23 protein-coding genes are annotated in these 24,404 nt (G+C 63.2%); 16 read left to right on the plus strand and 7 right to left on the minus strand.

Annotated features, from left to right (window positions below; translation table 11 throughout):
* Positions 1-348: 348 nt before the first annotated feature.
* Positions 349-1,125 (minus strand): enoyl-CoA hydratase, encoded by a 777-nt coding sequence (locus ABQJ48_RS23480; protein ID WP_367840398.1) that lies wholly within the window; start codon positions 1,123-1,125, stop codon positions 349-351.
* A gap of 140 nt (positions 1,126-1,265) precedes the next feature.
* Here ABQJ48_RS23480 and paaN point away from each other — a divergent pair, with 140 nt between their 5' ends.
* From paaN to paaK, 5 genes are all read left to right on the plus strand, one after another.
* Entirely contained in the window at positions 1,266-2,966 is a 1,701-nt protein-coding gene (gene paaN, locus ABQJ48_RS23485; protein ID WP_367840399.1) for a phenylacetic acid degradation protein PaaN, read from the plus strand.
* Positions 2,967-3,101: 135 nt separating this feature from the next.
* Complete coding sequence (gene pcaF / locus ABQJ48_RS23490) at positions 3,102-4,307, plus strand: 3-oxoadipyl-CoA thiolase (RefSeq protein ID WP_367840400.1); 1,206 nt, start codon at positions 3,102-3,104, stop codon at positions 4,305-4,307.
* 48 nt (positions 4,308-4,355) lie between these two features.
* Positions 4,356-5,147, plus strand: a complete 792-nt coding sequence (gene paaG, locus ABQJ48_RS23495; RefSeq protein ID WP_367840401.1) for a 2-(1,2-epoxy-1,2-dihydrophenyl)acetyl-CoA isomerase PaaG — start codon at positions 4,356-4,358, stop codon at positions 5,145-5,147.
* Between the two features lies 1 nt (position 5,148).
* The gene (paaI, locus tag ABQJ48_RS23500; protein ID WP_367840402.1) at positions 5,149-5,610 is read left to right on the plus strand and encodes a hydroxyphenylacetyl-CoA thioesterase PaaI; all 462 of its coding nucleotides are present in this window, start codon (positions 5,149-5,151) and stop codon (positions 5,608-5,610) included.
* Positions 5,611-5,789: 179 nt separating this feature from the next.
* Complete coding sequence (gene paaK / locus ABQJ48_RS23505; protein ID WP_367840404.1) at positions 5,790-7,094, plus strand: phenylacetate--CoA ligase PaaK; 1,305 nt, start codon at positions 5,790-5,792, stop codon at positions 7,092-7,094.
* 196 nt (positions 7,095-7,290) lie between these two features.
* On the opposite strand, the gene mltA is transcribed toward paaK, so the two are convergent.
* Positions 7,291-8,415 carry a murein transglycosylase A gene (gene mltA, locus ABQJ48_RS23510; protein WP_367840405.1) on the minus strand — a complete coding sequence of 375 codons (1,125 nt, stop codon included), beginning with the start codon at positions 8,413-8,415 and terminating at the stop codon, positions 7,291-7,293.
* Between the two features lie 28 nt (positions 8,416-8,443).
* Between mltA and ABQJ48_RS23515 the strand changes: the two genes are divergently transcribed.
* Positions 8,444-8,605 carry a hypothetical protein gene (locus tag ABQJ48_RS23515; protein ID WP_367840406.1) on the plus strand — a complete coding sequence of 54 codons (162 nt, stop codon included), beginning with the start codon at positions 8,444-8,446 and terminating at the stop codon, positions 8,603-8,605.
* Positions 8,606-8,707: 102 nt separating this feature from the next.
* Here the strand turns inward: ABQJ48_RS23515 and apaG are convergent, their stop codons facing one another.
* Complete coding sequence (gene apaG / locus ABQJ48_RS23520) at positions 8,708-9,082, minus strand: Co2+/Mg2+ efflux protein ApaG (protein WP_367840407.1); 375 nt, start codon at positions 9,080-9,082, stop codon at positions 8,708-8,710.
* Between the two features lie 267 nt (positions 9,083-9,349).
* Between apaG and rpe the strand changes: the two genes are divergently transcribed.
* The 8 genes from rpe (at position 9,350) to ABQJ48_RS23560 (ending at position 16,690) form a co-directional block, all read left to right on the plus strand.
* Positions 9,350-10,033 carry a ribulose-phosphate 3-epimerase gene (gene rpe / locus ABQJ48_RS23525; RefSeq protein ID WP_367840408.1) on the plus strand — a complete coding sequence of 228 codons (684 nt, stop codon included), beginning with the start codon at positions 9,350-9,352 and terminating at the stop codon, positions 10,031-10,033.
* 13 nt (positions 10,034-10,046) lie between these two features.
* Positions 10,047-10,763 (plus strand): phosphoglycolate phosphatase, encoded by a 717-nt coding sequence (locus ABQJ48_RS23530; protein WP_367840409.1) that lies wholly within the window; start codon positions 10,047-10,049, stop codon positions 10,761-10,763.
* A gap of 356 nt (positions 10,764-11,119) precedes the next feature.
* Positions 11,120-12,613 (plus strand): anthranilate synthase component I, encoded by a 1,494-nt coding sequence (trpE, locus tag ABQJ48_RS23535; RefSeq protein WP_367840410.1) that lies wholly within the window; start codon positions 11,120-11,122, stop codon positions 12,611-12,613.
* A 13-nt stretch (positions 12,614-12,626) separates the two neighbouring features.
* On the plus strand, positions 12,627-13,253 hold the full coding sequence (locus ABQJ48_RS23540) for an aminodeoxychorismate/anthranilate synthase component II (RefSeq protein ID WP_367840411.1): 627 nt from the start codon (positions 12,627-12,629) through the stop codon (positions 13,251-13,253).
* Between the two features lie 17 nt (positions 13,254-13,270).
* A complete protein-coding gene (trpD, locus tag ABQJ48_RS23545) occupies positions 13,271-14,302 on the plus strand; it encodes an anthranilate phosphoribosyltransferase (RefSeq protein ID WP_367840412.1) in 1,032 nt (343 codons plus the stop codon).
* 30 nt (positions 14,303-14,332) lie between these two features.
* The gene (gene trpC / locus ABQJ48_RS23550; RefSeq protein WP_367840413.1) at positions 14,333-15,118 is read left to right on the plus strand and encodes an indole-3-glycerol phosphate synthase TrpC; all 786 of its coding nucleotides are present in this window, start codon (positions 14,333-14,335) and stop codon (positions 15,116-15,118) included.
* 47 nt (positions 15,119-15,165) lie between these two features.
* Positions 15,166-15,792 carry a CYTH domain-containing protein gene (locus ABQJ48_RS23555; protein WP_367840414.1) on the plus strand — a complete coding sequence of 209 codons (627 nt, stop codon included), beginning with the start codon at positions 15,166-15,168 and terminating at the stop codon, positions 15,790-15,792.
* A 67-nt stretch (positions 15,793-15,859) separates the two neighbouring features.
* On the plus strand, positions 15,860-16,690 hold the full coding sequence (locus ABQJ48_RS23560; RefSeq protein WP_367840415.1) for a uracil-DNA glycosylase: 831 nt from the start codon (positions 15,860-15,862) through the stop codon (positions 16,688-16,690).
* 96 nt (positions 16,691-16,786) lie between these two features.
* Here the strand turns inward: ABQJ48_RS23560 and ABQJ48_RS23565 are convergent, their stop codons facing one another.
* The 4 genes from ABQJ48_RS23565 to ABQJ48_RS23580 all read right to left on the minus strand — a co-directional run bounded on the left by ABQJ48_RS23565 (position 16,787) and on the right by ABQJ48_RS23580 (position 21,440).
* On the minus strand, positions 16,787-17,383 hold the full coding sequence (locus tag ABQJ48_RS23565) for an FMN-dependent NADH-azoreductase (protein WP_367840416.1): 597 nt from the start codon (positions 17,381-17,383) through the stop codon (positions 16,787-16,789).
* 154 nt (positions 17,384-17,537) lie between these two features.
* Complete coding sequence (locus ABQJ48_RS23570) at positions 17,538-19,328, minus strand: M61 family metallopeptidase (protein ID WP_367840417.1); 1,791 nt, start codon at positions 19,326-19,328, stop codon at positions 17,538-17,540.
* Between the two features lie 93 nt (positions 19,329-19,421).
* Positions 19,422-20,147, minus strand: coding sequence for a DsbC family protein (locus tag ABQJ48_RS23575; protein WP_367840418.1), 726 nt, complete (start codon positions 20,145-20,147; stop codon positions 19,422-19,424).
* Between the two features lie 120 nt (positions 20,148-20,267).
* Positions 20,268-21,440, minus strand: a complete 1,173-nt coding sequence (locus ABQJ48_RS23580; protein ID WP_367840419.1) for a UbiH/UbiF family hydroxylase — start codon at positions 21,438-21,440, stop codon at positions 20,268-20,270.
* Positions 21,441-21,887: 447 nt separating this feature from the next.
* Between ABQJ48_RS23580 and ychF the strand changes: the two genes are divergently transcribed.
* Complete coding sequence (ychF, locus tag ABQJ48_RS23585; RefSeq protein ID WP_367840420.1) at positions 21,888-22,982, plus strand: redox-regulated ATPase YchF; 1,095 nt, start codon at positions 21,888-21,890, stop codon at positions 22,980-22,982.
* 182 nt (positions 22,983-23,164) lie between these two features.
* The gene (locus ABQJ48_RS23590) at positions 23,165-24,403 is read left to right on the plus strand and encodes a tyrosine-type recombinase/integrase (protein WP_367840421.1); all 1,239 of its coding nucleotides are present in this window, start codon (positions 23,165-23,167) and stop codon (positions 24,401-24,403) included.
* Position 24,404: the final 1 nt, after the last annotated feature.

Below are 24,404 nucleotides of genomic sequence, written 5' to 3' on the forward strand. Positions count from 1 at the left end.
GCAGGCAGATTCCTCGGAACCCGCCCACCGCATCGCGCATCAAGCGCCCACACTTATCGGCTGTTAGTTTTTAAAGATCGATCCGCCTCACGTGGCGCAGCACCTGCTTCGACTACCCGGCACTGCGTTCCGTTCTGCGTCGCTGCATCTGCAGCAGAGAAGCGGGATTATGGAGAATTTCCGCTACGCCGTCAACAGGTTTTTTTACGTTTCCTGACCTGCCCGACGCGCTGGAAGCCTCGCCACTGCTGGCTTTCCCGCCTCTTCGTGCCCCGAGGTCCGGCGCACGAAAGAGCGAGATTCTAGCGAGCCCGAAGGCGACTTGCAAGCGCTATTTTGACAAGCCTATTAACGGTGCTTGAAAACCGGTTTTCGCTTCTCCACGAACGCGGCCATGCCCTCTTTCTGATCTTCAGTTGCGAACAGCGAATGGAACAGGCGGCGCTCGAAATGTACGCCTTCGGCGAGCGTCGTTTCATATGCACGGTTGACCGATTCCTTCACCATCATCACGGCCGGAAGCGGGAACTCGGCAATGGTCGCTGCCGCGGCGACCGCTTCGTCCAGTAGTGAACCAGCGGGAAGGACACGGGAAACCAATCCCGCACGCTCGGCTTCGTTCGCGTCCATGAAGCGGGCGGTCAGGCACAGATCCATTGCCTTCGCCTTCGAAACCGCACGCGGCAGCCGCTGCGTGCCGCCAGCGCCCGGCATGATGCCGAGCTTGATTTCCGGCTGGCCGAATTTGGCGGTGTCAGCAGCGAAAATTATGTCGCACATCATCGCCAGCTCGCAGCCGCCACCCAGGGCAAAACCCGCGACTGCTGCAATGATCGGCTTGCGAATCGAGCGAACCGCTTCCCAGTTGCGCGTGATGTAGTCGCCCTTGTAGACATCCATATAGGTATAGGTCGACATCATGCCGATGTCGGCACCGGCGGCGAACGCCTTTTCGCTGCCTGTCAGCACTATCGCGCCGATCGCGTCGTCGGCGTCGAACGCGTGCAGCGCACTGCCCAGTTCGTCCATCAACGCGTCGTTCAATGCGTTTAACGCCTTCGGACGATTCAACGTAACCAAACCGACCCGCCCACGTGTCTCAACCAGAATGTTCTCGTATGCCATGGCGCCTCCTATCTCCTAAGGGGTAATCACACGCGAAAACGTTTCGCGTGGCTCTCTTAATGATGCTAACATTCACCAACCAACCGGTCGGTCAATTATTCGACAGTCTTTTCCCCAACGCACAGCCAAGCCCCTCTGCCATGACACATCTGCTATTCACCAAGCACGAAGACACGCTGCAAAAGGCACTTACCGCGATCCAAACGCGCGGCTACTGGACTCCGTTTGCCGAAATGCCGAGTCCTAAAGTGTACGGGGAAACAGCTAATGCCGATGGCGAAGCCGCCTTTAAAGCACTGCTCAACGCGAACTTCGAACTGGACCAGCCCTCGACGGGCGAAACGGTCGGCGCCGAAGTCTCGCCGTTTGGCTTTCTTCTGGGCGTTCGCTATCCAAAAGCCGACCCCCATGCACTGATCGCGGCCGCGGCCGCCGCCCAACGCGACTGGCGCGCGGCAGGCCCGCAGGCATGGATCGGCGTGAGCCTGGAAATCCTCGCGCGACTGAACCGCGCCAGCTTCGAAATCGGTTACAGCGTCATGCACACCACCGGCCAGGCATTCATGATGGCTTTTCAGGCCGGCGGCCCACACGCACAAGATCGCGCGCTCGAAGCGGTGGCGTACGCGTGGGACCAGTTGCGCCGCATCCCAGCCGACGCTCACTGGGAAAAACCGCAAGGCAAAAATCCGCCGCTCGCGATGTATAAGCGCTACACCGTCGTACCGCGCGGCACTGGCCTCGTGCTCGGCTGCTGCACATTCCCGACGTGGAATGGCTACCCCGGCCTGTTCGCCGATCTGGCGACTGGCAACACGGTCATAGTCAAGCCACATCCCGGCGCCATCCTGCCGCTCGCGCTGACGGTGCGAATCGCGCGCGACGTCTTGCGCGAAGCGGGTTTTGATCCAAACGTCGTCACGTTGCTGGCCACAGAACCCGACGACGGCGCACTCGTTCAGGATCTGGCTCTGCGCCCGGAGATCAAACTCATCGACTTCACCGGCAGCACGCAAAACGGCACGTGGCTCGAGCGTCACGCCCACCAGGCTCAGGTTTACACCGAAAAGGCCGGCGTGAACCAGATTGTGATCGACTCGGTCGATGACATCAAAGCCGCCGCCCGTAACATTGCCTTTTCGCTTGCGCTCTACTCGGGCCAGATGTGTACCGCGCCGCAGAATATCTACGTGCCGCGCGGCGGCATTCGCACCTCCGAGGGCACGCTCAGTTTCGATGAAGTCGCGCAGACTATCGCAGGCGCCGTGCAAAAGCTCGTTTCCGACCCCGCGCGCGCGGTAGAACTGCTCGGCGCGATTCAGAACGAAGGCGTCTCGCAGCGCATCGAGGAAGCCGCGAAGCTCGGCCACGTCCTTGTGGAAAGCCGTACGCTGGAACATCCGGTCTTCGCCGGCGCTCGCGTGCGCACACCGCTCATGCTGCAGCTGGACGCCGCCACGGATCACGCGCAGTTCGCCAAAGAATGGTTCGGCCCGATCTCATTCGTGATCGCGACCGACTCGACCGCTCAGTCGCTCGATCTCGCCGGCGCGATGGCCGCCGAGCACGGCGCGCTGACGCTTTCGGTGTACAGCACGGACGAAGCCGTGCTCGACGCGGCGCACGAGGCGTCGATCCGCGGCGGAGTCGCGCTGTCGATCAATCTGACGGGCGCGGTATTCGTCAACCAGTCCGCAGCCTTCTCCGATTTCCATGGCACGGGCGCGAACCCGGCTGCCAATGCCGCGCTAGCCGACGCCGCGTTCGTCGCCAATCGCTTCCGTGTCGTTCAAAGCCGCGTTCATGTTGAACCGAAAGCGGCGCCCGCGGTAGCTGGCTGAATGTTATAGGACGGCGGCATTGGAAAAGCACGGCCTCATTCCTATGCCGTTCGGCCGAATGGACCGGGTCGTGCGCCCGAACTAACATCCAACATCGGATCGGCACTCCTCGCCGCTCCAACAGCAGGAATGCCCATGAACGACGCCTTCATCTGCGACGCGATTCGCACCCCTATCGGCCGCTACGGCGGCGCCCTCAAAGACGTGCGCGCCGACGACCTCGGCGCCGTACCAATCAGGGCGCTCGTCGAGCGCAATGGAGGGGTCGACTGGCGAGCCCTCGACGACGTTATCTACGGCTGCGCCAACCAGGCCGGTGAGGACAATCGCAACGTCGCACGTATGTCAGCGTTATTGGCCGGCCTCCCCACGGACGCCCCGGGCGCAACCATCAATCGGCTGTGCGGCTCGGGCATGGACGCGGTCGGCACCGCCGCACGCGCGATCAAGGCTGGCGAAGCGCGTCTGGTGATTGCTGGCGGCGTCGAAAGCATGACGCGCGCGCCGTTCGTGATGGGCAAGGCAAGCAGCGCGTTTTCGCGTCAAGCGGACATTTACGATACGACCATCGGCTGGCGTTTTGTGAACTCGCTGATGAAGCGCCAATACGGCGTCGACTCGATGCCGGAGACGGCGGAAAACGTCGCCGTCCAGTTCGGGGTGAGCCGCGCGGATCAGGACGCGTTCGCGCTCGCGAGTCAGCAAAAAGCGGCGCGCGCGCAACGTGACGGCACGCTCGCGGAGGAAATTGTCGGCGTCGATGTCGCACAGAAAAAAGGCGACCCCGTTCGCATCGTGCTGGATGAGCATCCGCGCGAAACGTCGCTCGCAAGTCTGGGCAAGCTCAAGGGCGTGGTTCGCCCGGACGGCAGCGTGACGGCCGGCAACGCGTCCGGTGTAAACGACGGCGCGTGCGCACTGTTGCTCGCGAATCAGCAGGCGGCCGAGCAGTATGGGCTGCGCTGCCGCGCACGCGTGCTGGGCATGGCGACCGCGGGCGTCGAGCCGCGCATCATGGGCATCGGACCGGCGCCGGCGACGCAAAAGCTGCTCCTGCAACTCGGCATGACGCTCGAACAATTCGACGCGATCGAACTGAACGAAGCATTCGCGTCCCAAGGGCTCGCGGTGCTGCGGACCCTCGGTTTGCGCGATGACGATCCGCGCGTCAATCCAAACGGCGGCGCCATCGCGCTCGGCCATCCGCTCGGCGCTTCGGGCGCGCGTCTGATTACGACCGCGCTGTACCAGTTGGAGCGGATCAACGGACGGTTTGCTTTGTGCACGATGTGCATCGGTGTCGGGCAAGGCATTGCCCTCGCCATCGAGCGTCTTGCATAGCAACCGCAGAAGCGGCCATCCGCAAAAGAGACTTCGAGGAGACACCCAATGTCATATGAAGCGATTCGCCTGGACATCGACGCATCGAGCCATGTAGCAACCATCACGCTGAACCGGCCGGACAAGCTCAACAGTTTCACGCGTGCAATGCATCAGGAACTGAGCGCCGCGCTCGATGAAGTCGAAGCCTCCGGTGCCCGCGCTCTGGTGCTCACGGGTGCGGGCCGCGGCTTCTGCGCCGGCCAGGACCTCGCCGATCTGGACTTCACGCCCGGCGCCTCGACGGATCTGGGCGATCTGATCGACAAACATTTCAACCCGCTGATTCGCCGTCTGCAAGCGCTGGCTTTGCCGGTGATCGCTGCCGTCAACGGCACGGCCGCCGGCGCCGGCGCCAATCTGGCGCTGGCTTGCGACCTCGTGCTTGCAGCCCGCTCAGCAAGCTTCATCCAGGCGTTCGTGAAGATCGGCCTCGTACCGGACTCCGGCGGCACGTGGTTTCTGCCGCAGCGCGTCGGCATGGCGCGCGCGCTGGGACTCGCCATTACCGGCGACAAGCTCGGCGCTGAACGAGCGGAAAGCTGGGGCATGATCTGGCAGGTGGTCGACGACGCGGAGCTCTCGTTAGCCGCCGCCAAACTCGCTTCCCAGCTCGCGCAGCAACCCACGCGCGCCATCGCCGCGATCAAGCAGGCCATGCGCGCGGGCGCGACGCAAACACTCGATCAGCAGCTCGATCTCGAACGCGATCTGCAACGGGAACTCGGTGCTTCGCACGACTACACCGAAGGTGTGCAAGCGTTTGTGGCAAAACGCGCGCCGCGCTTCGAGGGCCGCTGATATGTCCACTCATGCCAAGAACGCTAACCAGATGACGCCCGACGAACTCGCCCGCGCGACCGCCGCGGCGATGTACGAGAGCGATGCCTGCAGCCGGGCACTCGGGCTCGAAATCCTGGCAGTGCGTGCGGGTTATGCGCGCCTGCGCATGGCGGTGCGCGACGACTTTCTGAACGGCCACCAGATCTGCCATGGCGGCCTGATCTTCACACTCGCCGATTCGGCGTTTGCATTCGCCTGCAACACGTATAACGTCAACACCGTTGCGGCGGGTTGTTCTATCGAGTTCCTGAAGCCCGTGCGAGGCGGCGATGTGCTGACGGCTGAAGCGGTCGAGCAAACGCTGAGCGGCCGCACTGGCATCTACGATATTCGCGTCACCAATCGCGCAGACGAAACCGTCGCCATGTTTCGCGGCAAATCGGCGCAAATCAAAGGCACGCTGATTCCCACGGGCGATTGACAGGCAAACGCGCGGCGAGCCGGTGGCAACGCAGCGGTAAAACCCGCAGCTGCGCGGCGGCAGATGCACGAACCCGTGGCCGCTCACCGGCGCGACATTGCGTATAGCAGCCAGTTTTGTTTTGCGCACCAGCGCACCGTACATCAGACTCACGCATTGAGGCAGCAAGGAGACATTCAATGACGACCGCCCTTCCGCTCGATCCGATCGAGACCGCCAGCCGCGACGAGCTCGCCGCACTTCAACTTGAACGGCTCAAATGGTCGCTGAACCATGCCTATGAGAATTCGCCGGTATATCGGCGCAAGTTCGATGAAGCCGGTGTGCACCCCAGTGAAGTCAAGGCGCTGGCGGACCTCGCGCGCTTTCCCTTCACCACCAAGAAAGATCTGCGCGACAGCTACCCGTTCGGGATGTTCGCCGTGCCGCAGGACCGCATTTCGCGCATTCACGCGTCCTCTGGTACGACGGGTAAGCCGACCGTCGTGGGCTACACCGCGCGCGATATCGACACGTGGGCCAATCTCGTCGCGCGCTCGATCCGCGCCGCTGGCGCGAGGCGCGGCGACAAGGTTCACGTGAGCTACGGCTACGGGCTGTTTACCGGCGGCCTTGGCGCACATTACGGCGCCGAGCGCGCGGGCCTCACGGTGATCCCGTTCGGCGGCGGCCAGACCGAAAAGCAGGTGCAGCTGATTCAGGACTTCCGGCCGGACATCATCATGGTGACGCCGAGCTACATGCTCTCCATTGCCGACGAACTCGAACGCCAGGGCGTCGACCCGGCCAGTTGCTCGCTGCGCATCGGCATCTTCGGTGCGGAGCCATGGACCAACGAGATGCGTCACGCGATCGAAAAGCGCATGGGCATCGATGCAGTCGACATCTACGGCCTGTCCGAGGTGATGGGGCCTGGCGTCGCGTCCGAGTGCGTGGAGACGAAGGACGGCCCGACCATCTGGGAAGACCATTTCTATCCGGAGATCATCGACCCCGAGACCGGCGAAGTGCTGCCCGACGGCGAACTCGGGGAGCTGGTGTTCACGTCGCTGACCAAGGAAGCGCTGCCCATCGTCCGCTACCGCACGCGCGATCTCACGCGCCTCTTGCCGGGCAGTGCCCGCACGATGCGTCGGATGGAAAAGATCACCGGCCGCTCGGACGACATGATGATCGTGCGCGGCGTGAACGTGTTCCCGACGCAAATTGAAGAACTGCTGCTCAAGCAGCATGCTCTCGCGCCGCACTATCAGATCGTGCTGACAAGGGAAGGCCCGCTCGACGTCCTGACGCTGAACGTCGAGCCCTGTCCGGAAACCTCGCCGGATACGGCAGCGTTGAATGCGGCCAAGCAGGCTTTGGCCTATGACATCAAGGCGCTCATCGGCGTGAGCGCGGTGGTGAACGTGCTGGCAGTGAACGGCATAGAGCGTTCGGTGGGCAAGGCGCGGCGGGTGGTGGACAAGCGCAAGTCGGGGCTTTAACCCGCGCGAAAAAAGCGGTCGCAGGTCCAGGCTTACAACCTGGACCTGCGACCGTTTGCAGCAACGCAGCGAAGCTCGCCGTGAGCACAACGGTCGATTCCGTCGGGCACTGCGCGTGTGCAGGCTTCGATCTGCAAATCACGCAGCGGCGGATGCGATCCGAAGGCCACCTTTTCACCACTGCAGCCCCGTTCGATCACGAATTCGGCAGCAACAACCACATCCGGCCACCCTGCTTCATCTTGCCCGCCAGGTCGCCGGCGTCGTCGCCTAGTCCCCAAAAGTAATCTGCACGCACACCGCCTTTGATCGCGGTACCGGTGTCCTGCGCAAACACCAGGCGATTCATCGGCGAGTTCGTCAATGGACGCGTGGTCTGCAAAAACACCGGCGTGCCCAAAGGAATGGCACTCGGGTCGACCGCGATCGACCGCTCCGGTGTCAACGGCACACCGAGTGCGCCGATTGGACCGTCCGCGCCGCCGCTCGCCATGCTTTCGGCGGAAGGCATCTCACGGAAGAACACGAAGCGCGGATTCGTATCGAGCAGTGCATCGACGCGAGTCGGATTGGCGCGCGCCCATGCCTTGATGCCCTGCATGGTCGCCTGCGCCGGCGTGAGCTCGCCCCGATCCAGCAGCCAGCGCCCGATCGACTTGTACGGCTGGTTGTTGGTGCCGCCAAAGCCGACCCGGAGCACGCTGCCATCTTCCATCACGATGCGACCGGAACCCTGCACCTGCAGGAAGAACGCCTCGATCGGATCGTCGACCCACACCAGTTCGTTGCCGTTGAGCACGCCGCTGCGCTCCAGTTGCGCACGCGCGGGCAGCGGCGCACCCCCGCGGTAAGCGCTCGGCCACCGATATAGCGCGGTCTGATACACGCCGTGGCGCGTGCGCGAGCCGCGCAGCAAAGGCTCGTAGTAACCGGTGACGAGACCGTCGAGCGTGCCGTCGTTATTGGCTAGCTGGAAAGGCGTGAAATACGTTTCGAAAAACGCGCGCGCGCTCGTGACATCCAGATCGTCGATTTGCGCGGCGGCCGCACACGCACGCGACCAGTTCGGCTGGCGCGCGAGCCTGACGCAGTTCTGCCGCAGCGCGGCAGTCGCGCCGATCAGCGAGTCGTCCTGCCAGCCCGGCACCTGCCGCCAAGCCACTGCCGTGAGTCGCGTCGCGGCAATCTGACCGGGTATGATCGCCGCACCCGTGGGCGGCGAAACCGACGGCCGCAGCGCACCGCCACCACCGCAGGACGCCAGCAGCACCGCAACTGAAAGTGCCCCGAGCCAGGCTCCGGCCATGCGGACAAAACGCATACAATGTTCGTTCTTGATGGAAACCGCCATGTCTGATCTGTTCGACGAATACCCGATGCTCATCTTCGCGCTGGAGTCGCTCGTCGCGCTCTTTCTGCTCGTCTTCATCGTTGTGTGGACGTCGTCCGGGAAGAAGAAAGCAAATCGCGCCAATGCGAGCGAACACTCCAGGCAGCAAAAACCGCACTAGCGTGCCGCGTCAAAGCGCGCGTTGCAGCGCGTGCTGAACTGGCGACCCACGCGCTCAGCACGCGCTCGACTGTGCTTACAGACCGCGGGCCCGCTCCCCGGTTCAATGCAACGTGCGCGGCATGCGCAGAATGAATTCCGGCACCGGCGCGTCGAAACGCTCGCCGTCTTCCGCGACGCAGAAATAGTCGCCGCGCATGGTGCCGACCGGCGTGGCGATGACCGCCCAGCTCGTATATTCGAAGTGCTCGCCCGGTTTGAGCAGCGGCTGGTGCCCGACCACGCCGAGGCCCTTCACTTCCTGCACGTGGTCCTCACTGTCCGTAATCACCCAATGACGGGCAATCAACTGCGCGGGCACCTGGCCGGTGTTGCGGATGGTCAGCGTGTATGCGAATGCATACTGGCGGCGCTCCGGGTCCGACTCTTCAGGCAGGTATTGCACCTGCGCCGAGACGCTGAATTGATACTGGCTCATCCTGATTCCGGTGTACGAAACGCTGTGGGAAAAACGCGCGAAGCCCCGAATGCCAATGCTTTGCGGCGTATTGGCGAAGCCAGGGCATGGATTGGCATTCTGCTTGATGCGCGGCACGCCCGCAACCCGCCATTACCTTTAGCCAGGGCTCATCAGGCGTTGCGTCACCTGCGCGGCGCCTGGGCGCGGCCGTGAAAACCCAAGCTGCGGTCGGGACCTGCGCGAAACGGTAAAATGGCGCTTTCCTGCTTGCATCCGCTCCCCGCCATGACGCAATTTCGCATCGCCCCCAGCATTTTGTCCGCCGACTTCGCCCGTTTGGGCGAAGAAGTCCGCAACGTCGTCGCCGCCGGCGCCGACTGGATTCACTTCGACGTGATGGACAACCACTACGTGCCGAATCTGACCATCGGCCCGCTCGTGTGCGAAGCGATCCGCCCGCACGTGAACGTGCCGATCGACGTGCATTTGATGGTGCGTCCGGTCGACCGCATCGTGCCGGACTTCGCCAAGGCCGGCGCGAACCTGATCAGCTTCCATCCGGAAGGCTCGGACCATATCGACCGCACGCTGTCGCTGATTCGCGAGCACGGCTGCAAGGCCGGCCTCGTGTTCAACCCCGCCACGTCGCTGAACTACCTCGACCATGTAATGGACAAGCTCGATCTCGTGCTGATCATGTCGGTCAACCCGGGCTTCGGCGGCCAGTCGTTCATTCCCGAGGCGCTGAACAAGCTGCGCGAGGCCCGCAAGCGGATCGACGCGTACAAGGAACGGACCGGCCGCGAGATTCATCTCGAAGTGGACGGCGGCGTGAAGGTCGACAACATCGCCGAAATCGCGGCGGCTGGCGCGGACACGTTCGTGGCCGGTTCGGCGATCTTCGGCCAGCCGGACCACAAAGTCGTGATCGACAAGATGCGCGCGGCGCTCGCCCACATTCAGCACTGAACCGGCAGGCTCCATGACCACTTCCTTCCCCGCTCCAAAGTTCACCGGCCCGCGTCTGGAAGCGGCGATCATCGACCTCGACGGCACGATGATCGACACCGCCGACGATTTCACCGCCGGCCTGAACGGCATGCTTGCGCAGCTCGATGCGCTGGAAACGTCGCGCGAGGAAGTGGTCGGCTATGTCGGCAAAGGCTCGGAGCATCTGATCCGCAGCGTGCTCGCGCCGCGCTTCGAAGCGGATCATGCGCAAGACCGCTTCGACGAAGCGCTCGCCATCTATCAGGCGGAATACGCGAAGATCAACGGTCTGCACACGCGACTTTATCCGGATGTGGAAGCGGGTCTGCGCGCGTTGCGCGATGCCGGCCTGAAGCTCGCGTGCGTGACCAACAAGCCGCATCGGTTCGCGCTGGAACTGCTGCAACAGTACGGGCTCGCGCAGTATTTCAGTGTCGTGCTCGGCGGCGACAGCCTCGCGAGAAAGAAGCCGGACCCGTTGCCGATGCTCACCGCCGCGGCGCAACTCGGCGTCGAACCGCGCAGCACCGTCGCGATCGGCGATTCGGAAAACGATGCGCTCGCGGGCCGCGCGGCCGGCATGGCGACGCTCACGGTGCCCTACGGCTACAACCATGGGCAAGCTATACAAACGATAAAATCCGATGGTATAGTTGCCTCGCTGCTGGACGCCGCCAAGGTGATCGCAGCACATCGATCCACGACTTGAAAAGTCCCTCATCCTCATGTTTCTGAATAAAAAACGGAGTCTGATTAGCATCGACCGGGGAGCCTGGCCCTGGCGTCGCTGGTCGCGCTAACCTCGCCTGAGGTACGCTGAAGCTCGTCTTCGGCAACCGTTTTTTACTTCGCTGCGCTCACGCGTTTTTCCATCGTCTGGTTTTGCGGCATCGGTTGATTCAGCCTGCGTGTACCCGCACACTGAAACCCGCTGCTCGCGCCGATGGGAAACTCGCGCCGGTCGGTATCATCATGTCGACATGTCGACGAACGCGCCGACCGATCGCGCAACGCCCCGCTTTGTCCGACGCACGCCGCGGCCGGACCACCGTACAGGATCGGAACATGACCGAACTCGAATTCCAGTCCCTCGCCAACGAGGGCTTCAACCGCATTCCGCTGATCGCCGAAGCGCTCGCCGACCTGGAAACGCCGCTCTCGCTGTACCTCAAACTCGCGCAGAGCGAGCGCAACGGCGCAAACTCGTTTCTGCTGGAATCGGTGGTGGGCGGCGAACGCTTCGGCCGTTATTCGTTCATCGGGCTGCCGGCGCGCACACTGCTGCGTACCCGCAACGGCGTCTCTGAAGTGGTGCGCGACGGCACGGTTGTCGAAACGCACGAGGGCGATCCGCTCGAATTCATCCAGCAATTCCAGAGCCGCTTCAAAGTGGCGCAGCGCCCCGGGCTGCCGCGTTTCGCGGGCGGCCTCGCCGGTTACTTCGGCTATGACGCGGTGCGCTATATCGAGAAAAAGCTGGCGCACACCGCGCCGCAAGACGATCTGAATCTGCCGGACATCCAGTTGCTGCTCACCGAAGAAGTCGCGGTGATCGACAACCTTGCGGGCAAGCTCTATCTGGTGGTGTACGCCGATCCGACCCAGGCCGAGGCCTACACGAAAGCCAAACAGCGTCTGCGTGAACTGCGCCAGCGTTTGCGCACGACCGTGCAGCCGCCAGTCACCTCGGCCAGCGTGCGCACGGACATCTATCGCGAATTCGCAAAAGACGACTATCTGGCCGCCGTGCGGAAAGCGAAGGAATATATCGCCGCCGGCGAACTGATGCAGGTGCAGGTCGGCCAGCGTCTGACCAAGCCGTACCGCGACAATCCCCTGTCGCTGTATCGCGCGCTGCGTTCGCTGAATCCGTCGCCGTACATGTACTACTACAACTTGGGTGACTTTCACGTGGTCGGCGCGTCGCCGGAAATTCTGGTGCGCCAGGAAAAACGCGGCGACGATCGCATCGTGACGATTCGTCCGCTCGCCGGCACCCGTCCGCGCGGCAACACGCCGGAACGCGACGCGGAACTTGCGACCGAACTGCTGAACGATCCGAAGGAGATCGCCGAACACGTGATGCTGATCGACCTCGCGCGCAACGACGTAGGCCGCATCGCGCAGATCGGCTCGGTAGTCGTGACCGACAAGATGGTGATCGAAAAGTACTCGCACGTGCAGCACATCGTGAGTTCGGTCGAAGGCAAGCTCAAGCCCGGCACCACCAATTTCGACGTGCTGCGCGCGACGTTCCCGGCCGGCACGCTGTCGGGTGCGCCGAAGGTCCGCGCGATGGAGTTGATCGACGAACTGGAGCCGGTCAAGCGCGGGCTGTACGGCGGTGCGGTCGGCTATCTGTCGTTCACCGGTGAAATGGATCTGGCCATCACGATCCGCACCGGCGTGATCGCCAATGGCAATCTGTATGTGCAGGCGGCCGCGGGCGTGGTCGCGGATTCGGTGCCGGAATCCGAATGGCAAGAGACCGAGAACAAGGCGCGCGCGGTCCTGCGCGCCGCCGAACAGGTTCAAGACGGCCTCGATAGCGACTTCTGACCGGAGACACACCATGCTGCTCATGATCGACAATTACGACTCGTTCACCTACAACCTGGTGCAGTACTTCGGCGAACTGGGCGAAGACGTGCGCACCTACCGGAACGACGAAATCACGCTGGACGACATCGCCAGGCTCAACCCCGAGCGCATCTGTCTGTCGCCCGGTCCGAGCAATCCGCAGCACGCCGGCATCACACTCGACGTGTTGCGCGAATTCGCCGGCAAGACGCCGATTCTCGGCGTGTGCCTCGGCCATCAGGCGATCGGCGAAGCCTTCGGCGGCCGCGTGGTGCGCGCGCAGACCATCATGCACGGCAAGGTGAGCACCATCGAAACGGACTGCAAAGGCGTGTTCGCCGATCTGCCGAAGCATTTCGTCGTCACCCGCTATCATTCGCTCGCGATCGAACGGGAATCACTGCCGGATTGCCTGGAAATCTCGGCATGGACCGAGGACGGTGAGATCATGGGCGTGCGCCATAAGGAACTGGCCGTCGAAGGCGTCCAGTTCCATCCGGAATCGATCTTGTCCGAACAGGGCCACGCGCTGCTCGAAAACTTCGTGAAGCAGTCGAAGCTTGCTCGCGGCAATACGTCTCACGGCGCGTCGCAGAGCGCGTCCCAACGCAACGCTTGATAACCAGAGACGAAGCCATGTCGATTACGCCCCAGGAAGCGCTGCAGCGGACCATCGAACACCGCGAAATTTTCCACGACGAAATGCTGCATCTGATGCGGCTCATCATGCGCGGCGAGCTTTCGCCAGTGATGTCGGCTGCGATCATCACGGGTTTGCGGGTCAAGAAAGAGACCATCGGCGAAATCACCGCCGCGGCCACGGTGATGCGCGAATTTGCGCGGCACGTCGACGTGCAGGACAACTCGAACTTCGTCGATATCGTCGGCACCGGCGGCGACGGCGCGCACACCTTCAACATTTCCACCGCCACCATGTTCGTGGCGGCGGCCGCGGGCGCGAAGGTCGCGAAGCACGGCAATCGTGGCGTGTCGAGCAGGTCCGGCAGCGCGGATGTGCTCGAAGCGCTCGGCGTGAATATCGATCTGCAACCGGAACAGGTGGCGGCATCGATTGCTGAAACCGGCATGGGCTTCATGTTCGCGCCCAATCATCATCCGGCGATGAAGAACATCGCCGCCGTGCGCCGCGAACTCGGCGTGCGCACCATCTTCAACATTCTCGGCCCGCTGACCAATCCTGCCGGCGCGCCGAACCAGTTGATGGGCGTGTTCCATGCGGACCTGGTCGGGATTCAGGTGCGCGTAATGCAGCGCCTGGGCGCAAGACACGTGCTGGTCGTGTACGGCATGGACGGCATGGACGAAGTGTCGCTCGGCGCGGCCACGCAAGTCGGCGAGTTGCGCGACGGCGAGGTGCGCGAGTACGAGATTCATCCGGAAGACTTCGGCATGCAGATGGTGTCCAACCGCACGCTGAAAGTGGCCGACGCGAGCGAATCGAAAGCGATGCTGCTCGAGGCGCTGGAGAACAAGCCTGGCGTCGCGCGCGAAATCGTCACGCTGAACGCGGGCACGGCACTCTATTCGGCGAACGTGGCGTCATCCATCGCGGACGGCATTCACCTCGCGCGCGAAGCGATCGCCAGCGGCAAGGCGCGCGCAAAGGTGGAAGACCTGATCCGCTTCACGCAGCAATTCAAGCAGTGATCAAGCAGCAATCAACGTAGCGAGACACTTATGAGCGACATCCTCGACCGCATCATCGCGGTCAAACGCGAAGAAGTCCGCGCGGCCGAACAGAGTGCGCCGCTCGAAGAACTGCGCCTTGAAGCATCGTCGCGCGATATCCGCGATTTCGTCGGCGCGTTGCGCGCCAAGCATACGGCGGGTCTGGCCGCGGTGATTTCCGAAGTCAAGAAGGCGAGCCCGTCCAAAGGCGTGCTGCGCGAGAACTTCGACCCGGCCGCGATTGCGCATTCGTATGAGACACACGGCGCGGCCTGTCTGTCCGTGCTGACCGACGTGCAGTTCTTCCAGGGCAGCGTCGCGTATCTCGAGCAGGCGCGCGCCGCGTGCAAGCTGCCGGTGCTGCGCAAGGACTTCATCATCGATCCGTACCAGATCGTCGAAGCCCGCGCGATGGGCGCCGACGCGATCCTGCTGATCGCCGCCGCACTCGACACCGCGCAGATGCAGGATCTCGAAGCGCTCGCGCATTCGCTCGGTCTCGCGGTGCTGGTCGAAGTGCACGATCGGGACGAACTGAACGAAGCGCTGACGCTGAAGACGCCGCTGATCGGCATCAACAATCGCAATCTGCGCACGTTCGAAACGTCCATCGACACCACCATCGGCATGCTCGACCTGGTTCCCGACGACCGGATCGTCGTCACCGAGTCGGGCATTCTGTCGCGCACCGAGGTCGAACGCCTGCGCGCGATGAACGTGCATACGTTCCTGGTCGGCGAAGCGTTCATGCGCGCGGACGAGCCTGGGGTCGAACTGGCGCGGATGTTTTTCTAGGCACGGCGCGGCGTAACGCGCGAGCAAGCAAGCGAGCGAAGCAGATCATGGGCATGGAACGCGAAATCAAACTGGCGCTGCCGGCCAGCCAGTTGCAAACCGCGACGCGATGGTTCGTCGCGCGGACCGGAGTCGAGGGACGCCCGGTCAAGCTGGTGAACATCTACTTCGATACGCCGCAGCTCACGCTGGCGACATCCAGGAGCGCGCTGCGCCTGCGTCACACACCGGACGGCTGGCTGCAAACCTTCAAGACCGCGGGCAATGCGAATAACGGTTTGCACAGCCGGCACGAATGGGAAATGCCGGTGGCCGAGGAAAAGCTGGAGATCGACGCGTTGCTGCGCGCCTGCGACGAGCCGTCCGCAGCCGATGCACTGCGCAAGGCGGCGCCCACCTTGATCGAACTGTTCCGCACCAACTTCACCCGCACGCTCTGGCTTGTCGACGCAGACGGCGCGCAAATCGAAGCCGCGATCGACCAGGGCGACGTGCTGGCCCAGGTCGACGGCGAGACCCGCCGCGCGCCGATCTCCGAAGTCGAACTCGAACTGAAATCCGGCGACGAAGCCGCGCTGCACGAGCTCGCCGCGCAACTCAGCCAGGAGGTAGCCGGCCTCGCGCCAGACAACATGAGCAAGGCGCAGCGCGGCTATCGGCTGCGCGCGGATTGAGCGGCCTGCCACAGCGCACATCGCCGAACCTTGAGTCAGAGCGCGTTTGCTGCGACACTCCCCCGCCATGACCTCTGCTTCCCGAAACCGCCGCGACCCGTCTCAGGCATCCCTGTTCGGCGATGTCGCATACCCACCGGCCGGTGACACGACCGCCGCGCCGCCGAGCGCCAACGCTGAGCCGACGCTTGAGGCCCAGTTCGCCGCACTGCCGCCGGCATGGCGCACGCATCTGCAGCCGTTCATTGAAAGCGACACGTACGCGCCGCTCTGCCGCTTCGTCGACGACGAGCGCGCGGCGGGCAAAACCGTGTATCCCGCCGACGTGTTTCGCGCGCTGCGCCTGACAAGCCCCGACGAAGTCAAAGTGGTGATCCTCGGCCAGGATCCCTATCACGGCGAAGACCGCGGCACGCCGCAAGCGCATGGGCTCGCGTTTTCCGTCGCGCCGAACGTGCGCACGCCGCCGTCGCTGCGCAACATCTTCAAGGAAATCACCGCGAGTCTCGGCCATGAGCCGCCCCGCCATGGCTGCCTCGACACCTGGGCGAAGCAAGGCGTGCTGCTGCTGAACACCGTGCTGACCGTCGAGCGCAACAACGCCGCGAGTCACGCGAAACGCGGCTGGGAAAAGTGCACCGACACGCTGATCCATGAACTAGCGATGCGCCACGAGGGGCTCGTGTTCATGCTGTGGGGCGCCCATGCGCAAGCCAAGCGCGCGCTGCTACAGGGCAAATCGCATTGCGTGCTGGAGGCGCCGCATCCGTCGCCGCTGTCCGCGCATCGCGGCTTCCTCGGCTGCGGGCATTTTGCGAAGGCCAACGAATATCTCGTGCAGCACGGCCGCGCACCGATCGACTGGCGTCTGCCCGACCAGGCGCAAATGCTCGCGTAACCGCGCGATCGGCGCCCCAATAACAAAACGCCACGAACTCACGTTCGTGGCGGATTTCATTGCACCGCTATCAACCGCAATTGAAGCGGCAACACCTTACGCAGCGGCGATTGCCTCGCGCGCGGCAGCCAGCGCTGCGTCCGCTGCATCCGCGCCCATGTTCAGGCCTTCAGCGTAGATGAAGTTCACGTCGGTCATGCCGAGGAAGCCCAGGAAGCTCTGCAGATACGGCGTCTGGCTGTCGTTCGGCGTACCGAGGTACTTGCCGCCGCGTGCCGACACGACATAAACCTTCTTGCCCTTCACGAGACCTTCAGGGCCGTTCGCCGTGTACTGGAACGTGATGCCGGCGCGCGCGATGAAGTCGAAATACGTCTTGAGCTGCGACGAGATGCCGAAGTTGTACATCGGCGCGCCGATCACGACGATATCGGCGGCTTGCAGTTCGGCGATCAGCGCTTCGCTGCGCGCGGCGATCGCGGCTTGCTCGGCGGTGCGCTGGTCGGCCGGCGTGAAGAACGCGCCGAGGACGGCGTCGTCCAGGTGCGGCAGCGGTTCAGCTTGCAGATTGCGCACGACGACTCGCGCGCCCGGATTCGACTGTTGCAGCTTTTCGGTCAGCTCGTTGACGAGCAGCGTCGAGTTGGCGCCTTGCGAGCGGGCTGCCGAGTTGATTTGCAGGATCGTGGTCATGGTTGACTCCAGTAGGGGCGCGCAATGTTGCGCGAGTTGAGCCATTGTGGTTTTTTACCGGCGCGGGAAAAAGCCCTCCGACGGCGACGGATTGTTGCACTGATAGGACAATCCGCCACGCTCGTCCGTTAATTCATTACGGCGTCGATTACGATCAGCTTGCCAGCCAGCGATCGAGCGCCTTGCGCGCAGCCGGCCGCTTGTCGCTGACGGCGAGCTTGTAGCGCGCGGCCTCAGGCCCGTCCAGCTTGACTTGCGTGGCGCGCAGTTCGTCGCGGCGGAACGCGTGGACCTCGACTTTCGCGCCCGGCCGATAGCGCGCGAGCAGGCCGTCAAGATTCGAGCCGGTCACACGCAGGCCGTCGAGCGCGATCAGCACGTCGCCGGCCGAGAGTCCCGCTTTCTGCGCGGCGCTGCCTTCATGGACCGCTGCCAGCGTGCAATCCGCGCCGCCGCGCAGCCGCGCGCCGAGCGACGGCTTGCCGTTCTTGTCGAATTCCGGCGCGAGCGAAACGCCGAACGGCGCGAGCAGCGCGTCGAGCGGCAGATCGCGGGTGCCGTGCACGGCCTGCGCGAACAGTTCGCCGAGCTGCGCGCCGGTCGCTTCCGCGAAAATCGCCTCGATCTGACTCTCCTCGACACCGACCGCTTTGCCACGATAGAAGTCGCGGCCGAAGCGATGCCACAGCAGACGCATCACGTCGTCGAGCGATTTGCGGTTGCCGGTCTGCTCGCGGATCGTCAGATCGAACGCGAGCGCGACGAGCGAGCCCTTGGTGTAATAGCTGACGATCGCATTCGGCGCGTTCTCGTCCTGCCGGTAGTATTTGACCCACGCGTCGGTCGAGCTTTCGGCGACGCTTTGCTTCAGTCGCCCGCTGCCGCGCTGCACGCCGCCGATTACCTTGCCGAGCATGCCGAAGTAGTCGTCGCGCGAAATCAGGCCGCTGCGCACCAGCGTCAGGTCGTCGTAGTAGGACGTAAAGCCCTCGAAGAGCCACAGCAGCGACGTGTAATTTTCGACGCTCAGGTCATAGGGAGCGAACACGGCGGGCTTGATGCGCTTCACGTTCCACGTGTGGAAGTATTCGTGGCTGCACAGACCGAGATAGGTGCGGTAGCCTTCGCTCATCGCGTCGCGGCCTTGCACCGGCAGGTCGCCGCGATTGCAGATCAGCGCCGTCGACGCGCGGTGCTCCAGCCCGCCATAGCCGTCGGTGACGGCCTGGGTCATGAAAACGTAGCGATCGACTGGCGCTTTCTTCGACCTCGGCTCGAACAATGCGATCTGCGCTTCGCAGATGCGCTTCAGGTCTGCGCACAGACGTGCCATGTCCAGCCCGATCACGCGCCCTGCGATCACGATGTCGTGCGGCACCCCATGCGCATCGAACGTTGCGAGCTCGAATTGGCCCAGCGTGACCGGGTGATCGATCAGCTCGTCGTAGTTCTGCGCGCAGTACTCGCCAAAGCCGTAGCGCTTCGTGCCGCGCGCTTCCTGCAGCGCGGTCGCGAGGCGCCAGTTGCGATACGCCGCGCCCGCCGGCTTCTGGATATCCACCACGCACTGCGCTTGCTCATGCCCGAGCGGCAACAGAAAGACGCTCGTGCCGTTGAAAAACCCGGTCGTATCGTCCAGATGTGCGGCGCGCACCGACAGGTCCCACGCATACACCTCGTAGCGCAGCGTCAGTGCGCCCTTGACCGGTGCGGCCTGCCACGTGTGCTTGTCGGTTTTCTCCACGCGCACTTTGCGGCCCGCGTCGTTCACCGCGCGCAATGTGACGATGTTGCGCGCGAACTCGCGCACCATGTAGCTGCCCGGAATCCATACCGGCAGCATGAAACGCTGGCCGGCCGGATCGGGATCGGCCACGGTCACGGTCACTTCGAACAGGTGGGCGGCGGGTTGCTTCGGAACGATGGTGTAGCGGATCGGCTTCATCGGCGGCGATTTGAGGTGGGGGGCGGGAAAAGTACCCGCTTGATGTGAAAAGAGGCGCCCTGCGCGCCTCCTCGTTCTGGTTGTGCCGCGTGCTCAATGCACTGCGGACATTTCCTTGTCGAGCCGCTCGGCCGGCACGGCGCCCGGCAGACGACGGCCGTCCGCGAGGAATACGGTGGGCGTGCCCTCCACGTTCATCGCGCGGCCGAGTGCCAGGTTCTTGTCGATCGCGGCGGTGTCGCAGGTAGCGGCGGCGGTGGGCGCTTGATGGTCCTGCATCCACGACAGCCATGCTTTCGCGCGATCCGCCGAACACCAGATCGACTTCGACTTGGCCGTCGAGTCCGGCGACAGCACCGGATACAGGAACGTGTAGACCGTTACGTTGTCGAGCGACTTCATCGATGTTTCGAGCTGCTTACAATACGGGCAGTTCGGGTCCGAGAACACGGCGATCTTGCGTGCGCCGTTGCCGCGCACGACCTTCACCGCGTTTGCAAACGGCAGGCTCGCGAAATCGATCCGGTTGCTGTCCGACAAACGCGCTTCGGTCAAATTCTTGCGCGTCTTCGCGTCGACCATATCGCCCAGCACCAGGTAATCGCCGTTCGCGTCGCTATACACGATTTGCGTGCCGAGGTTCACCTCGTACAGCCCGGCGATCGGCGACTTCGTGATGCCCTTGATCTGCACGTCGGCCAAACGCGACTGCAGTGTGGCTTTGAGCTTGTCGGTGGTCTGGTCGGCCCGTGCCAAGCAGCCGAACGCGACGGCGGCGATTGCGAGCGCGCCGGCCATCATGCCGAAGGTCTTTTTCATGCTGAATTCCTGATTTCGAGCGCGCGTCCTGCGCGGTGTGTCACATGTCCGGTCCGGCTGGAGCGGTGTCGATGCGTTCATGATACCTGTGTTGCCAATGACCGCCGCCGGCGCCGCGCTTCAGCCGAGCGCGGCCGACACCAGCCAGCGCTTGATGAACGGCTGCGCGCCGACAAAAGCCATGCCGCTGTTGCGCAGCGCCTTGGCGAGCGGACCGGGGACGGCGAAGAGTTTTTGCAGGCCATCCGTGGCGATCATCAGCGCGCGGATGTCTTCGCGGCGTGCACGTTCGTAGCGGCGCAGCAGCACCATGTCGCCGAGATCGCGGAACGATTCCTTGCCGATGATCGTGTCGGCGAGCGCCGCGACGTCGCGCAAGCCCAGGTTCATGCCTTGGCCCGCGAGCGGGTGAATCAGATGCGCGGCATCACCGACCAGCGCGACGCGCGGCGCGACCAGCCGGTCCACGGTTTGCAACGCGAGCGGGAAACCTTGCGCGGGTGTTACGCAGTCGAGCACGCCGAACTGGCCGGCGCTCACGCGTTCCACTTCGGCGGCGAGTTGGGCCGGATCGAGCGCCAGCAACTGCGCGGCATGCTCGGTGCGCGCCGACCAGACCAGCGACAAATGACCGTCCGGCATCGGCAACAACGCGATGATCTCGCCATCGCGGAACCATTGGTACGCGGTTTCGCCGTGCGGCTTGCTCGCCTTGAAGTTGGCGACCACGCCGGTTTGCCGGTAATCGCGCCGAATCACCTTCGAGCCGATCTGCGCGCGCACCCACGAATGCGCGCCGTCCGCGCCGACCACCAGATCGGCTTCGACGACATGGCCGTTCGCGAGACCCACACTCGCGCTTCGCGCAGTGAAGTCCAACGCCTGAGCGCGCGCGTCGATCCAGGTGAGATTCGGCTGAAAGCGCAGCGCCGCATCCAGCGCGCGCTCGATCACCGACGATTCGACGATCCATGCCAGTTGCGGCACCGACGCCTGGAACGCTGAGAAATGCAGCTCGGCATGCGCGTCGCCGTACACGCGCATGTCGTAGACGGGCCCGAGCCGCGACAGATCGAGCGCCTGCCAGACCCGCAAGCGCTCCAGCAACGCCTGCGAACTCGCGGACAACGCGTAGACGCGCGAGTCGTACCCGGCGCCCGCGGGCAGGGCCGCGCACGGCTGCGCGAGCAGCGCCACGCGCAGGCCGCCTTGCGTGAGCGCCAGCGCCGCAGTCTTGCCGACGAGCCCGCCGCCGATCACGGCGGCGTCAAAGGTCTGGTGATGTGCGTTCATTCGCGCATTATAGCTGCGGGGGTCGCGGGGGACGGATCGGCGGGTGTGGCGTCTGCGGCCCGAAAGTCGCGTCGCGCAGGCTGCGGCGCAGCCGACGCAAGCGCGCCCTCCGCGTCGCACAGGGGCATGAATTTGCCGTCCCATCACAGGATGATTCATGCGCGTTCCCTGAACCGGCTTTTGCCTGTGAGCAGCGTAGTGCTGGCGGGATCGCGACCGCCGCCCGGCCCTTCTGGCTTTCGCGCCGCCGCACCGGTAAGCCGATCCGAACGGGTTACAATTGCGTTTTCCGTGAAAACTCGCACGCAATCGTTGAGCCAACGCCCCGATTCCGTGACTTGTCCCGCTCCGCCACGATTGCCGCGCCGCCAGAGGCGCGCTGGCTTCCCGAATCCGCACACGGCGTCGAGCGCATCACGCAACTTACTGATTCACTGAAGGATTCCCATGAGCCTCAAATGCGGCATCGTCGGCCTGCCCAACGTCGGCAAGTCCACTCTGTTCAATGCGCTGACCAAGGCGGGCATCGCCGCCGAAAACTACCCGTTCTGCACGATCGAGCCGAACGTGGGCGTCGTCGAGGTGCCCGACGCGCGTCTGAAGGCGCTCGCCGATATCGTCAAGCCCGAGCGCATTCTGCCGGCGGTGGTGGAATTCGTCGACATCGCCGGTCTTGTGGCGGGCGCGAGTAAAGGCGAAGGCCTCGGCAACCAGTTCCTCGCGAACATTCGCGAAACGGATGCGATCACGCACGTAGTGCGCTGCTTCGAAGACGACAACGTGATTCACGTGGCAAACAAGATCGACCCGCTGTCGGATATCGAAGTGATCAATACGGAGCTGGCGCTGGCCGACCTTGCCACCGTCGAAAAGGCGCTCGCGCGCTATTCGAAGGCCGCCAAGTCGGGCAACGACAAGGAAGCCATCAAGAACGCCGCCGTGCTCGAAAAGGTACGCGCGCAGCTGGACCAGGCCCGGCCGGTCCGCGCGCTCGATCTGACGGACGAGGAAAAGGCGACGCTCAAGCCGTTCTGCCTCATCACGGCGAAGCCGACCATGTACGTCGCGAACGTGAAGGACGACGGGTTCGAAAACAACCCGCATCTGGACGCGGTCACGAAGTTCGCGGCGACCGAAAACGCGCCGGTGGTGGCCGTGTGCGCGGCCATCGAAGCGGAAATCGCCGACCTCGACGAAGCCGACATGGAAGTGTTTCTCGCCGACATGGGCATGCACGAACCGGGGCTAAACCGGGTGATCCGCGCAGGCTTCAAGCTGCTCGGCCTGCAGACCTACTTCACGGCCGGCGTGAAGGAAGTGCGCGCGTGGACGATCCATGTCGGCGACACTGCGCCGCAAGCGGCGGGCGCGATTCACACCGACTTCGAGCGTGGCTTCATTCGCGCTCAGACGATCTCTTTCAATGACTTCATCACCTATAAGGGTGAACAAGGCGCGAAGGAAGCGGGCAAGATGCGCGCGGAAGGCAAGGAATACGTCGTGCACGACGGCGACGTGATGAACTTCCTGTTCAACGTCTAACTGACGACAAACGTCCAACGAAATCCGACAGGTTCTGCAGAGTCCGCCCAAAGCCCGCGCGGAGCGGGTTCTGTTGTGTAAGGTCGTTCGAAGCCTTCCACCCGCATCCGAGTGCGTTCCGCATAAAAAGCCGTATACAATGAGCGCTTGTTCCCAAACAAACCGTATACGCCGCCGGAACCATGCCCAAGCTGAACGATACACAGTGCCGAAACGCCAGACCTGAAGTCGACGCGGCTGGGATACTGAGGCCGACTCGACTCTCCGACGGTAACGGACTGCATTTAGAAGTAAAGGCGAAAGGAGCGGGAGTATGGCGATACCGCTTCGAAATCGACGGAAAGGCGGGCATCTACACCCTCGGTACTTATCCCCACATAAGCCTCTCTGATGCCCGGAGGGAGCGCGAACGTGTACGCGAGCTAGTTAAGCAAGGCGTGAACCCCGTCCAAGATCGTCGAGCGGCAAAGGCGAACCGGATTCTCGAAAATGCCACGACGTTCGAGGCAGTAGCGAAAGAGTGGCTGGATTTGAAAGACTGGCAGGCAGAGACAAAAGCACGACGTCTTGACATGTTTGCGCGGGTCGTGTTTCCGTCGATTGGGAAGCTACCAATCCGATCTATCACTTCGCCCATATTGTTGGACCTTCTTCAAAATGCCGCCAAAAAAAATGGACCTACGGTAGCGGCAGAAGCCAAACGTTCCATATCCGGCGTGTTTGAATTTGCGGTCGCCACACTGCGAGCGGAAACTGATCCGGTGTACCCGATTCGCAGAGCGTTACCTACGAACAAGACGCAGCACAAGCGCCCCCTGACAACGGCTGAAATCGGTGAGCTTTTGCGCGATCTTGATGGATATGACGGAAACTTTCAAACGGTCATAGCGTTCCGCTTGATGTGGATGACCCTGTGTCGGCCGGGTGAAGTCATCGAAGCAGAGTGGGCGGAATTCGACCTCAACGCTAGCATTTGGCGCATACCGGCCGCTCGCATGAAAATGCGGAAACGTCACGTGATTCCGTTGCCGCGCCAAGCAGTGGAAATGCTGCGCGTGATTCACGGAATGACGGGTAATCGCCGGTACGTATTTCCGCATCGCGATGACAAATCAAAGCCCATGACTACCCCCGCTCTTCGCCAAGCGTTGAAATCTTTAGGTTGGTCTGGGAAATACAGTCCGCACGCAACACGCACAACCGGCAGCACGCGCTTGCACGAATTGAACTATTCGACCGATTGGATTGAACGGCAACTCGCACACGTTGAACAAAATAGAGTACGACGGACTTATAACCAGGCGGAACACCTCGAAGGCCGAGCGAAGATGATGCAGGATTGGGCGAACATGCTCGACGCATTGCGCGACGGTGCTCAGGTGCTGCCGGTGAATCTGGCGCGCTTAGCTGCCTCCTACTAGT

The organism is Paraburkholderia suaedae (genome assembly GCF_040812055.1).
Taxonomy (GTDB): domain Bacteria; phylum Pseudomonadota; class Gammaproteobacteria; order Burkholderiales; family Burkholderiaceae; genus Paraburkholderia.

What these genes read in the sequence shown, in the direction of transcription:
- trpE (WP_367840410.1), top strand. Translation starts at nt 11,120, where the DNA reads ATGACCGAACTCGAATTCCAGTCCCTCGCCAACGAGGGCTTCAACCGC.
- trpD (WP_367840412.1), top strand. Translation starts at nt 13,271, where the DNA reads ATGTCGATTACGCCCCAGGAAGCGCTGCAGCGGACCATCGAACACCGC.
- paaG (WP_367840401.1), top strand. Translation starts at nt 4,356, where the DNA reads ATGTCATATGAAGCGATTCGCCTGGACATCGACGCATCGAGCCATGTA.
- ABQJ48_RS23530 (WP_367840409.1), top strand. Translation starts at nt 10,047, where the DNA reads ATGACCACTTCCTTCCCCGCTCCAAAGTTCACCGGCCCGCGTCTGGAA.
- pcaF (WP_367840400.1), top strand. Translation starts at nt 3,102, where the DNA reads ATGAACGACGCCTTCATCTGCGACGCGATTCGCACCCCTATCGGCCGC.
- ABQJ48_RS23590 (WP_367840421.1), top strand. Translation starts at nt 23,165, where the DNA reads ATGCCCAAGCTGAACGATACACAGTGCCGAAACGCCAGACCTGAAGTC.
- ABQJ48_RS23565 (WP_367840416.1), bottom strand. Translation starts at nt 17,383, where the DNA reads ATGACCACGATCCTGCAAATCAACTCGGCAGCCCGCTCGCAAGGCGCC.
- ychF (WP_367840420.1), top strand. Translation starts at nt 21,888, where the DNA reads ATGAGCCTCAAATGCGGCATCGTCGGCCTGCCCAACGTCGGCAAGTCC.
- ABQJ48_RS23555 (WP_367840414.1), top strand. Translation starts at nt 15,166, where the DNA reads ATGGGCATGGAACGCGAAATCAAACTGGCGCTGCCGGCCAGCCAGTTG.
- ABQJ48_RS23575 (WP_367840418.1), bottom strand. Translation starts at nt 20,147, where the DNA reads ATGAAAAAGACCTTCGGCATGATGGCCGGCGCGCTCGCAATCGCCGCC.
- trpC (WP_367840413.1), top strand. Translation starts at nt 14,333, where the DNA reads ATGAGCGACATCCTCGACCGCATCATCGCGGTCAAACGCGAAGAAGTC.
- apaG (WP_367840407.1), bottom strand. Translation starts at nt 9,082, where the DNA reads ATGAGCCAGTATCAATTCAGCGTCTCGGCGCAGGTGCAATACCTGCCT.
- ABQJ48_RS23540 (WP_367840411.1), top strand. Translation starts at nt 12,627, where the DNA reads ATGCTGCTCATGATCGACAATTACGACTCGTTCACCTACAACCTGGTG.
- ABQJ48_RS23560 (WP_367840415.1), top strand. Translation starts at nt 15,860, where the DNA reads ATGACCTCTGCTTCCCGAAACCGCCGCGACCCGTCTCAGGCATCCCTG.
- paaK (WP_367840404.1), top strand. Translation starts at nt 5,790, where the DNA reads ATGACGACCGCCCTTCCGCTCGATCCGATCGAGACCGCCAGCCGCGAC.
- paaN (WP_367840399.1), top strand. Translation starts at nt 1,266, where the DNA reads ATGACACATCTGCTATTCACCAAGCACGAAGACACGCTGCAAAAGGCA.
- ABQJ48_RS23580 (WP_367840419.1), bottom strand. Translation starts at nt 21,440, where the DNA reads ATGAACGCACATCACCAGACCTTTGACGCCGCCGTGATCGGCGGCGGG.
- ABQJ48_RS23480 (WP_367840398.1), bottom strand. Translation starts at nt 1,125, where the DNA reads ATGGCATACGAGAACATTCTGGTTGAGACACGTGGGCGGGTCGGTTTG.
- ABQJ48_RS23515 (WP_367840406.1), top strand. Translation starts at nt 8,444, where the DNA reads ATGTCTGATCTGTTCGACGAATACCCGATGCTCATCTTCGCGCTGGAG.
- paaI (WP_367840402.1), top strand. Translation starts at nt 5,149, where the DNA reads ATGTCCACTCATGCCAAGAACGCTAACCAGATGACGCCCGACGAACTC.
- mltA (WP_367840405.1), bottom strand. Translation starts at nt 8,415, where the DNA reads ATGCGTTTTGTCCGCATGGCCGGAGCCTGGCTCGGGGCACTTTCAGTT.
- ABQJ48_RS23570 (WP_367840417.1), bottom strand. Translation starts at nt 19,328, where the DNA reads ATGAAGCCGATCCGCTACACCATCGTTCCGAAGCAACCCGCCGCCCAC.
- rpe (WP_367840408.1), top strand. Translation starts at nt 9,350, where the DNA reads ATGACGCAATTTCGCATCGCCCCCAGCATTTTGTCCGCCGACTTCGCC.